The sequence below is a fragment of the Streptomyces sp. NRRL F-5727 genome (assembly GCF_000719555.1).
In the GTDB taxonomy this organism is placed as follows: domain Bacteria; phylum Actinomycetota; class Actinomycetes; order Streptomycetales; family Streptomycetaceae; genus Streptomyces.
In genome coordinates, this window is sequence record NZ_JOGX01000112.1 from 1 (window position 1) to 10,631 (window position 10,631).

Genomic DNA, 10,631 nt, shown 5'->3' on the forward strand with positions numbered 1-10,631 from the left:
CCGCCCGGGGGCGCGGAACGGGCCCCGCCCCCGCCCCCCGGGCGGCCGGATCGCGCCCATCCGCCGGGTGCGGAGGCCGTGCCCTGTTGACTACAACTATTCATCAGGTCAGGATGTGAATATCTGAACGACATTCGAGGAGGCACGCCATGTCAGGACCCCGCCCCGTACGGGCCCCGCGCGGTACGGAACTGAGCGCCCTGGGATGGCAGCAGGAGGCCGCCCTCCGGATGCTCCAGAACAACCTGGACCCCGAGGTCGCCGAGCACCCCGACAAGCTCGTCGTCTACGGCGGCACCGGCAAGGCCGCCCGCGACTGGCGCTCCTTCGACGCCATGGTCCGCACCCTGAAGACGCTGAAGCAGGACGAGACCATGCTGGTCCAGTCCGGCCGCCCGGTCGGCGTCATGCAGACCCACGAGTGGGCGCCGCGCGTCCTCATCGCCAACTCCAACCTGGTCGGCGACTGGGCCAACTGGGAGGAGTTCCGGCGCCTGGAGCAGCTCGGCCTCACCATGTACGGCCAGATGACGGCCGGCTCCTGGATCTACATCGGCACCCAGGGCATCCTCCAGGGCACCTACGAGACCTTCGCCGCCGTCGCCGCGAAGAAGTTCGGCGGCACCCTGGCCGGCACGATCACCCTCACCGCCGGCCTCGGCGGCATGGGCGGCGCCCAGCCCCTCGCCGTGACGATGAACGACGGCGTCGCGATCTGCGTCGACGTCGACCCGCGCGCCATCGAGCGCCGCATCGAGCACCGCTACCTGGACGTGAAGGCCGACAGCCTGGCCCACGCCCTCCAGCTGGCCGTCGAGGCCCGCGACGCCCGCCGCCCGCTCTCCATCGGCCTCCTCGGCAACGCCGCCGAGCTGGTCCCGCAGATGCTCGCCGAGGGCGCCCCGATCGACATCGTGACCGACCAGACGTCGGCCCACGACCCGCTCTCGTACCTGCCGGTCGGCGTCGCCTTCGAGGACATGGCCGACGCGGCCGCCAAGGACCCGGCCGGCTTCACGCAGCGGTCGCGCGAGTCGATGGCCAAGCACGTCGAGGCCATGGTCGGCTTCATGGACGCCGGCGCCGAGGTCTTCGACTACGGCAACTCGATCCGCGGCGAGGCCCAGCTGGCCGGCTACGACCGCGCGTTCGCCTTCCCCGGCTTCGTCCCGGCGTACATCCGCCCCCTCTTCTGCGAGGGCAAGGGCCCGTTCCGCTGGGCCGCCCTGTCCGGCGAGGCGTCCGACATCCACAAGACGGACAAGGCGATCCTCGACCTCTTCCCGGAGAACGAGTCGCTGCACCGCTGGATCAAGATGGCCGGCGAGCGCGTCCACTTCCAGGGCCTGCCCGCCCGCATCTGCTGGCTCGGCCAGGGCGAGCGCGACAAGGCGGGCGCCATGTTCAACGACATGGTCGCCGACGGCACCCTCGCCGCCCCGCTCGCGATCGGCCGCGACCACCTCGACTGCGGCTCCGTCGCCTCCCCGTACCGGGAGACCGAGGCCATGCTCGACGGTTCCGACGCGATCGCGGACTGGCCGCTGCTCAACGCCATGGTGAACGTCGCCTCCGGCGCCTCCTGGGTCTCCCTCCACCACGGCGGCGGCGTCGGCATGGGCCGCTCGATCCACGCCGGCCAGGTCTCCGTCGCCGACGGCACCAAGCTCGCCGGCGAGAAGATCCGCCGCGTGCTCACCAACGACCCCGGCATGGGCGTCATCCGGCACGTCGACGCCGGCTACGACATCGCCGAGCGGGTCGCCGACGAGAAGGGCGTCCGCGTCCCGATGCGCGAGGGCTCCGAGGACGAGGCATCCGCGTGAGCGACAGCTTCCACGCCATGTGGCGGTCGCTGCGGCCCATCGGCCGCAGCGCCGCCACCGGCGGCTACCGCCGCTACGCCTGGACCGGGGCGGACGCCGACTGCCGGCTCTGGTTCCGGATGCAGGCCGAGGCCCGCCGCCTGGACGTCGAGACCGACCGCAACGGCAACCAGTGGGCCTGGCTCGGCGACCCGACGGCCGGCGACGCCGTCGTCACCGGCTCCCACCTGGACTCCGTCCCCGACGGCGGCGCCTTCGACGGCCCCCTCGGCGTCGTCTCCGCCTTCGCCGCCCTCGACGAACTCCGCGCCCGCGGAGTCTCGTTCAGGCGGCCCCTCGCCATCGTCAACTTCGGCGACGAGGAGGGCGCCCGCTTCGGCCTCGCCTGCGTCGGCTCCCGCCTCACCGCGGGCCGGCTGACCAGGGAGCAGGCGTACGAGCTCCGCGACGCCGACGGCATCACCCTGCCGCAGGCCATGGAGGCGGCCGGCCACGACCCGGAGGGGATCGGACCCGACCCCGAGCGGCTGGCCCGGATCGGCGCCTTCGTGGAGCTCCACGTCGAGCAGGGCCGCGCCCTCGACCTGTCCGGCGACGCCGTCGGCATCGCCTCCGCCATCTGGCCGCACGGCCGCTGGCGGTACGACTTCGCCGGCGAGGCCAACCACGCGGGCACCACCCGGCTGGTGGACCGCCGCGACCCCATGCTGACGTACGCCGAGACCGTCCTCGCCGCCCGCCGCGAGGCCGAACTCGCGGGCGCCGTCGCCACCTTCGGCAAGATCGCGGTCGAGCCGAACGGCGTCAACGCCATCCCGTCGATGGTCCGCGGCTGGCTCGACGCCCGCGCCGCCGACCAGCGCTCCCTGGACGCCGTCACCGCCGGCGTCGAGGCCGCCGCCCGCGCGTACGCCGACCGGCACGGCATCGACCTCGCCGTCGTCCAGGAGTCGTACACCCCGGTCGTGGACTTCTCGCACACCCTGCGCGACGAGCTGAGCCGCGTCCTCGGCGAGAAGACCCCCGTCCTCGGCACCGGCGCCGGACACGACGCGGGCATCCTGTCCGAGTCGATCCCGACCGCCATGCTGTTCGTACGGAACCCCACCGGCGTCTCGCACTCCCCGGCCGAGTTCGCGGCCGAGGACGACTGCGTCGCCGGGGTCCGCGCACTCGCCGACGTACTGGAGGAGCTGGCGTGCCGCTGACGACGTACTGGCTGGAGCACGCCTGGCTCGGCACCCACGCAGAGCCGGGCGTCGCCCTCGACGTCTCCGCCGACGGCCGGATCGCCGCCGTCCGCACCGGGGTGGACACCCCGCCGCCCGGCGCGGCCGTGCTGCGCGGCTTCACGATCCCGGGCCTGGCGAACGCCCACAGCCACGCCTTCCACCGGGCCCTGCGCGGCACCGTCCAGGTCGGCAGCGGCACCTTCTGGACCTGGCGCGAGGTCATGTACGGCGTCGCCCAGCGGCTCACCCCGGACTCGTACTTCGCGCTCGCCCGGGCCGTGTACGCCGAGATGGCGCTGGCCGGCATCACCGCCGTCGGCGAGTTCCACTACCTCCACCACGCCCCCGGCGGCACCCCCTACGACGACCCCAACGCCATGGGCGAGGCCCTGATCGCGGCGGCCCGGGAGGCGGGCATCCGCATCACCCTCCTCGACACCGCCTACCTCTCCTCCGGCTTCGGCGCCGCCCCCGAGCAGCACCAGCTCCGTTTCTCCGACGGCACGGCCGAGACGTGGGCCGAGCGGGTCAGCGCGCTGGAGGACCGGGAGGGCGTACGCGTCGGGGCGGCGATCCACTCCGTCCGGGCCGTCCCCGCCGACCAGCTCTCCACGGTCGCCCGCTGGGCCGAGGAGCGGCGGGCCCCGCTGCACGTCCACCTCTCCGAGCAGACCGCCGAGAACGAGGCGTGCCACGCCGCCCACGGCGTCACCCCGACCCGGCTCCTCGCCGACCACGGCGTCCTCGGCCCGCGCACCACCGGCGTCCACAACACCCACATGACCGACGCCGACATCGCCCTCGTCGGCTCCACCTCCACCGGCACCTGCATGTGTCCCACCACCGAACGCGACCTCGCCGACGGCATCGGCCCCGCCGTCGCCCTCCAGAAGGCCGGCTCCCCGCTCTCCCTCGGCAGCGACAGCCACGCCGTCATCGACCTCCTGGAGGAGGCGCGCGCCATGGAGCTCAACGAGCGGCTGCGCACCCACATCCGGGGCCACTGGACCGCCGCCGCGCTGCTCCGCGCCGCCTCCGCCGACGGCCACGCGGCCCTCGGCTGGGAGGACGCGGGCGCCCTGGAGCCCGGCGCCCTCGCCGACTTCACGACGATCGCCCTCGACTCGGTCCGCACGGCCGGCCCGGTCCCGCGCCTGGCCCCCGAGACGGCCGTCTTCGCGGCGACCGCGGCGGACGTCCGGCACGTGGTCGTCGGCGGCCGGACCGTCGTCGAGGACGGCGCCCACGTCTCCGTACCGGACCCGGCAGCCGCCCTCACGGCCGCGATCGCGGCCCTGCGGAGCTAGGACGACGCGGGGCGGGCGGGCACGACCGACCGCCGGCCCGCACGCAAACGACCCCCCTCACCGGAGAGCGACATGACGACGACCACGGTCCTCACGAACATCGGCAGCCTCGTCACCAACGACCCCGCCCTGGGCGAAGGCCCCCTCGGCCTCGTCAAGGACGCCGCCCTCGTCCTGGAGGGCGACCGTGTCGCCTGGGTGGGCCCGGCAGCCCAGGCCCCGGCCGCCGACCACCGCGTCGACGCGGAGGCCCGTGCCGTCCTCCCCGGCTTCGTCGACTCCCACTCCCACCTCGTCTTCGCCGGCGACCGCACCGCCGAGTTCAACGCGCGTATGTCCGGCCGGCCCTACCAGGCCGGCGGCATCCGCACCACGGTCGCCGCCACCCGCGCCGCCACGGACGCCGAGCTGTCGGCGAACGTGGCCCGGTTCATGCGGGAGGCCCTCCGCCAGGGCACCACCACCTTCGAGACCAAGTCGGGCTACGGCCTGACCGTCGAGGACGAGGCCCGCGCCCTGCGCATCGCGGCCGAGCACACCGACGAGGTGACCTACCTCGGCGCGCACATCGTCTCCCCGGACCACGCCGACGACCCGGCGGCCTACGTCGACCTGGTCACCGGCCCGATGCTGGACGCCTGCGCCCCGTACGCCCGCTGGGTGGACGTCTTCTGCGAGAAGGGCGCCTTCGACGGCGACCAGGCCCGCGCGATCCTCACCGCCGGCAAGGCGAAGGGCCTCCTCCCGAGGATCCACGCCAACCAGCTCTCGTACGGCCCCGGCGTGCAGCTGGCGGTGGAGCTGGACGCGGCGAGCGCCGACCACTGCACCCACCTCACGGACGCCGACGTCGAGGCGCTGGCCTCGGGGAACACGGTCGCGACGCTGCTGCCCGGCGCGGAGTTCTCCACCCGCGCCGAGTGGCCGGACGCCCGCCGCCTCCTCGACGCGGGCGTGACCGTGGCGCTCTCCACGGACTGCAACCCGGGCTCCTCCTTCACCTCCTCCGTGCCCTTCTGCATCGCCCTCGCCGTCCGCGACATGGGCATGACCCCCGACGAGGCCGTCTGGTCCGCGACGGCGGGCGGCGCGGCGGCCCTCCGCCGCACCGACGTCGGCCGCCTGGCGCCCGGCGCCCGCGCCGACCTCACCGTCCTGGACGCCCCCTCCCACGTGCACCTCGCCTACCGGCCGGGCGTGCCGCTGGTGGCGGAGGTCTGGCGGAGGGGCGTCCGCGTCGTCTGACGCACCGGCAACCCAGGGGTGCACAGGGGGCGTTGAGTAGGCGTACTCATGTGGGCGGTTCGGGCCCGCCCGCATGATTCCGGCATGCCTACTCCGAAGCGCCTCCTCCGGTCCCTCGCCCTGACCGCCACCGCCCTCGGTGCCCTGACCCTGACCGCCTGCGGCACGCAGAACGCCGGCGGTACGCGGAGCGCCGCCGAGCCCGCCGCCGCGGCGGCCGTCACCGCGAGCCCGTCCCCGCGGATGCTCTCCGGGAAGGAGCTGGAGAGACACCCGGACCCGACCGTGCGGGCCCAGGCGATCGCCCTCCGCATCGCGAACACCTGCGCCCCGGGCACGGCGATGGAGCTGCCCCCGCTGCCGGCGGTCGCGAACGTCGCGGAGACGGTGCCGGGGACGCCCCCGGCCGCCGCGGAGCCGCCGACCCCGGCCGAGCCCCCGGCCTCCGCCGACGCGCCCGCCGACCTCCCCTCGGACCTGCCGCCGCCGCCCGAGCCCCAGGCCCCCGTCTCGCTCGACGAGGTGCCGCTGACGGCCGTCGACCGGTGCGCCGCCGACGCGCACGCCGACCGCATCCGCGCCGCCTTCGCCGCCGCCCCGGCCGACGAGGCCGCGCTCCGCACGACGCTGACCGGCCTCGACTACCTGCCGGAGTCCGTCCACCGGATGCCCGGCGACGGACCCCTCCGGGTCCGGATCGACCTCCGTGACCTCTCCCCGAACGACTCCCTGGCCCTGGAGGTCACCCCCACCGCCACCGGCGTGCGCGTCGACGCCTTCGGCGCCCCCGTCGCGGGCGACCCGGACATCACCGGGATCCGCCGCACGCGGGCGTCCTGACCGTCACCCGGTCAGCGACCGCACCAGCTCCTCCGCCGCGCCGAGCGCGCCGACCTCCGCCGCCGTCAGGTGCGGGTCGGCGGCCCGGCGCGCCCGCGCCTCCGCGAGCAGCAGCGGCCCGGACGAGGCCGCGAGCAGGGCGGCGAGGCCCGCCCGGGCGCCGGGGGCGTACGGGGCGGGCGAGACCGCGACCTCGGCGAGGATCAGCGCCGACATCGCGCGGTCGAGCCCCGGGGCCGCGTCCTCCTCCGCCGTGCGCCAGTCGATGACCACCGGACCCCGGTCCTCGGCCAGCACCACGTTCCCCGGGTGCAGGTCCAGGTGGACCACCCGGCCCGGCAGCGCGTGCAGCCGGTCCAGCAGGCCGGCGAGCAGCGCCCCGGCCGCCTCGGGCTCGTACGCCCCCGCCAGCAGCCCGTCCATCAGCGACGGGCCCCGCAGCCGCTCCAGGACCATCTCGGGCCCGGCCGCGTCCCGGACCGCCGGGACCGGGTAGCCGGCGGCGGCCAGGCGGTTCATGAGGCGCGCCTCGCGGGCGGTGTCGCCGCCGTCCCGGTAGCGGCGCAGCACCCAGCGCCCGTCGTCGCCGACCGCGTACACGTCCGCCGAACGCCCCTGCCCCACAAGCCTCTTGCTCACCAAAATCCCCCTCCGTGATCCAAAGGGCGAGTATGCCTGCCGGGGAGGGGTTCGGGCCGGTACCGTCCTGTCCTGGCAGTACTCAGGGGGATGACCGGGGGGTCGGCTAGGTGAGTGCTTGGCGTGTGCGGAGCGTGCGGCCGGGGGAGCTGGGCGAGCGCGAGATCGAGGCGTGGCGGGAACTGAGGGCCAAGTCGGGTGCCCCCGCCAACCCGTTCATGGAACCGGAGTTCACCCTCGCCGTCGGCGCCGTACGGCCCCGCGCGCGGGTCGCCGTCTGGTGGGAGGACGGCGAACCCGTCGGCTTCTTCCCGTACGAGAAGGGCCCGTGGGGGCGCGGGACCGCCATCGGCTTCGGCGTCTCCGACAGCCAGGGCGGCGTCTTCCGCCCCGGACTCCGGCCCGGCGCCCGGGCGTTGCTGCGGGCCTGCGGCCTCGTCGTCTGGGAGTACGACAACCTGGAGGCCGGCCAGCCCGTCTTCGAGGGCGCCGCCGACGAGTCCTTCGCCTCGCCCGTCATCGACGTCGGCGAGGGGTACGCGGCGTACGAGGCGCTGCTGCGCGTCCAGTCGCCGAAGTTCCTGAAGACCACCCTCGCCAAGGAGCGGAAGCTGGGCCGGCAGGCCGACGGCGAGGTCCGGTTCGTCTTCGACGAGCGCGACCCGGCCGCCCTGCGCACCCTGATGGCGTGGAAGTCCGCCCAGTACCGCAGGACCGGCCGCGGCGACCGCTTCGCCCAGGAGTGGATCAGCACCCTCGTCCGCCGCCTCCACGAGCAGCGCACGCCCGGCTGCTCCGGCGTCCTGTCCGTCCTGTACGCCGGCGACCGCCCGATCGCCGCCCACTTCGGCCTCCGGTCGGCGACCGTCCTCTCCTGCTGGTTCCCCGCCTACGACCCCGAGTACGCCAGGTACTCCCCGGGCCTCGTCCTCCACCTCCGGATGGCCGAGGGCGCGGCGGCGGCCGGCATCGGGATGCTCGACCTCGGGCGGGGCGCCGCCGAGTACAAGGACTCCCTGAAGACCGGGGACATCACGGTGTACGAGGGGGCCGTCACCCGCCCCGACCCGCGCACCGCGCTGCACTGGCTGCGCCGCGAGCCCGTCCGCGCCGCCCACGCCTTCGTCCGCGACCGCCCGGCCCTGGCCGCCCGAGCCCGCGAGACGCTGAACACCGTCGCCCGCCTGAAGGGCAACCGCTAGTCCGTCGTCGTGCCCACGGCCGCACCCGCCCACGATCCCGTACGCCCCAGGGGGCCCCGATGCACCAGCAGTCAGCCATAGCCGTGGCGGAACTCGACCTGGCCGCACCCGAGGGCCCGGTGCTCGCCTTCCGCCCTGCGCCCGGCGCTCCGGACCCCACCCCCGGCGACGTCTACGCCCTCGTCCGCGTCGACGGCCGCCCCGCGGCCACGGTCCTCGGCCGCTACGAGGAGGGCGAGGACCCGGCGGAGGTCCTGGCCCCGCTCGCGGCGAAGCGGCTGCTGGAGAGCGCCACTCTCCAGACGGACGCCGAACGGCTCGCCGCGGCGGAGGGACGGAAAAAACCGCCCCTGTCCACAACCCCCGCCTCCGTCATCGTCGCCACCCGCGAGCGCCCCGCCTCCCTCGCCCGCGCGCTCGACTCGCTGCTCGCGCAGGACCACCCCGACCACGAGCTGATCGTCGTCGACAACGCGCCCCGCACCTCCGCCACCCACGACCTGGTGACGGAGAGGTACGCGGGCCGCGTCCGGTACGTGCGGGAGGACCGGCCCGGGCTCGCCACCGCCCACAACGCCGGGGTGGCCGCCGCCCGCGGCGAGGTCCTGGCCTTCACCGACGACGACGTGATCGCCGACCCGGGCTGGCTGAGCGCGCTCGCCGCGCCCTTCGCCGCCGACCCCGGCCTCGGCTGCGTCACCGGCCTCATCCTGCCCGCCCGGCTCACCACCCCCGCCCAGATCCTGCTGGAGTCCCACGGCGGCTTCGCCAAGGGCTTCGCGCCCCGCCTGTACGACCCGGCCCGGCCGCCCGCGGACGAGCCGCTGTTCCCGTTCACGGCGGGCAGCTTCGGGTCCGGGGCCAACATGGCCTTCCGGGCCTCCGCGCTCCGCCGCGCGGGCGGCTTCGACCCGGCCACCGGCACCGGGACCCCGGCGAGGGGCGGCGACGACCTGTACGCCTTCGTCGCCGTCCTCGCCGCCGGGCACCGGCTCCGCTACACGCCCGACGCCCTCGTCTGGCACCACCACCGCGAGACCTGGCAGGACCTGAGGAACCAGGCGTACGGCTACGGCGCCGGCCTCACCGCGTACCTCACCGCCACCCTGGTCCGCCGCCCCGCCCTGCTGCCCGCCCTCCTCGCCCGGGTGCCGCGCGGCCTCGCGTACGCCCGGACCATGACCGCCGAGCGCGGCACGTCCGACGGCGGGGTGCCCGGCGAGCACGGCACCCACCACCACCCGTGGCCCGCCTCCCTCTCCCGCCTCGAACGGCGCGGGATGCTGTACGGCCCCGTCGGCTACCTCAGGGCCCGGCTCGCCCGGGGAGGCGCCCGATGAGCGGCGCGCCCCTCGCCACCCGCATCCCGGTCCTCCTCTACCACCCGGTGACGGACGACCCGCCCGGCTGGATCGCCGAGTTCACCGTCACCCCGAGGCAGTTCGCCGCGCACCTCGACGCGATCGCCGGCAGCGGCCGCACCCCGCTGACCGTCGGCGCGCTCGTCGGGCACCTCGCGGCCGGCACCCCCCTGCCCCCCCGGCCCGTCGTCCTCACCTTCGACGACGGCTTCGCCGACCTCGCCGGCCCGACCGCGGAGGCGCTCGCCCGCCGGTCGCTGCCCGCCACCGCGTACCTCACCACCGGCGCCCTCGCCCCCGGCCGCCCCTGCCTGCTGCCGCCCGCGCCGATGATGACCCTGGCGCAGGCCCCCCGCCTGGAGGAGTACGGGATGGAGGTCGGCGGCCACACCGTCAGCCACCCCCAGCTCGACACCCTGCGGCCGGCCGCGCTGCGGAGCGAACTGCGCGACTCCAAGGCGGAGCTGGAGGACGTCCTCGGCCACGAGGTGCGCCACCTCGCCTATCCGCACGGCTACAACAGCCCCGCCGTCCGCCGGGCCGCGAAGGCCGCCGGTTACGCCTCCGCCGTCGCCGTCCGGCACGCGCTGAGCTCCGAGACGGACGAGCTCTTCCGGATCGCCCGCCTCATCGTCCGCCGGGACCACACCGCCGCCGACGTCGAGGCGTGGATGGAGGGCACCGGCGCCCGGTCCGCCCCCTATCCCGACTCGCTGCCCACCGTCGGCTGGCGGCTCTACCGCAGAGCGCGGGCGCTGGTGAAGGGGCCGGAGTTCGCGGGCTGAACGAACCCGACAAGATCGACAAAGCCCGTACACGAGACGGGAGTTGTGTACCAGGACAGAACCGCAGTACGTTCCCTTGCTTCGTCCGAGGGGACCGTGGGGGGAGAACGCGACGTGCGACAGCACCACCAGGAGCCGGCACCGGCGAGCGAGGGGGCCGTACCGGCCCAGCCCGCCGCCCCCGACCGGGAGAC

Annotated in this window: 9 protein-coding genes; 8 read left to right on the forward strand and 1 reads right to left on the reverse strand. The window is 75.4% G+C overall.

What is annotated here, in order from left to right; genetic code table 11:
• Nucleotides 1-149: 149 nt before the first annotated feature.
• The 5 genes from hutU to IF73_RS39005 all read left to right on the forward strand — a co-directional run bounded on the left by hutU (nt 150) and on the right by IF73_RS39005 (nt 6,450).
• Nucleotides 150-1,826 carry a urocanate hydratase gene (hutU, locus tag IF73_RS0136215; RefSeq protein ID WP_031015560.1) on the forward strand — a complete coding sequence of 559 codons (1,677 nt, stop codon included), beginning with the start codon at nt 150-152 and terminating at the stop codon, nt 1,824-1,826.
• Nucleotides 1,827-1,843: 17 nt separating this feature from the next.
• The gene (locus IF73_RS0136220) at nt 1,844-3,034 is read left to right on the forward strand and encodes an allantoate amidohydrolase (protein WP_031015562.1); all 1,191 of its coding nucleotides are present in this window, start codon (nt 1,844-1,846) and stop codon (nt 3,032-3,034) included.
• Nucleotides 3,025-4,365 carry a formimidoylglutamate deiminase gene (locus tag IF73_RS0136225; protein WP_031015563.1) on the forward strand — a complete coding sequence of 447 codons (1,341 nt, stop codon included), beginning with the start codon at nt 3,025-3,027 and terminating at the stop codon, nt 4,363-4,365. The genes IF73_RS0136220 and IF73_RS0136225 overlap by 10 nt, the downstream gene beginning before the upstream one ends.
• 72 nt (nt 4,366-4,437) lie before the next feature.
• Nucleotides 4,438-5,610, forward strand: coding sequence for an imidazolonepropionase (gene hutI, locus IF73_RS0136230; RefSeq protein ID WP_031015564.1), 1,173 nt, complete (start codon nt 4,438-4,440; stop codon nt 5,608-5,610).
• Nucleotides 5,611-5,694: 84 nt separating this feature from the next.
• Entirely contained in the window at nt 5,695-6,450 is a 756-nt protein-coding gene (locus tag IF73_RS39005) for a hypothetical protein (protein WP_051717697.1), read from the forward strand.
• 3 nt (nt 6,451-6,453) lie between these two features.
• On the opposite strand, the gene IF73_RS0136240 is transcribed toward IF73_RS39005, so the two are convergent.
• Nucleotides 6,454-7,089 carry a phosphotransferase gene (locus IF73_RS0136240; protein ID WP_324616120.1) on the reverse strand — a complete coding sequence of 212 codons (636 nt, stop codon included), beginning with the start codon at nt 7,087-7,089 and terminating at the stop codon, nt 6,454-6,456.
• A gap of 110 nt (nt 7,090-7,199) precedes the next feature.
• Between IF73_RS0136240 and IF73_RS0136245 the strand changes: the two genes are divergently transcribed.
• From IF73_RS0136245 to IF73_RS0136255, 3 genes are read left to right on the forward strand one after another with little or no spacing between them, the layout of a single operon-like run.
• Complete coding sequence (locus IF73_RS0136245) at nt 7,200-8,291, forward strand: GNAT family N-acetyltransferase (RefSeq protein ID WP_031015569.1); 1,092 nt, start codon at nt 7,200-7,202, stop codon at nt 8,289-8,291.
• Between the two features lie 59 nt (nt 8,292-8,350).
• A complete protein-coding gene (locus tag IF73_RS0136250) occupies nt 8,351-9,631 on the forward strand; it encodes a glycosyltransferase (RefSeq protein WP_051717699.1) in 1,281 nt (426 codons plus the stop codon).
• On the forward strand, nt 9,628-10,437 hold the full coding sequence (locus IF73_RS0136255; RefSeq protein ID WP_031015573.1) for a polysaccharide deacetylase family protein: 810 nt from the start codon (nt 9,628-9,630) through the stop codon (nt 10,435-10,437). Before IF73_RS0136250 ends, IF73_RS0136255 begins: the two co-directional genes overlap by 4 nt.
• The last annotated feature ends 194 nt before the right edge of the window (nt 10,438-10,631 follow it).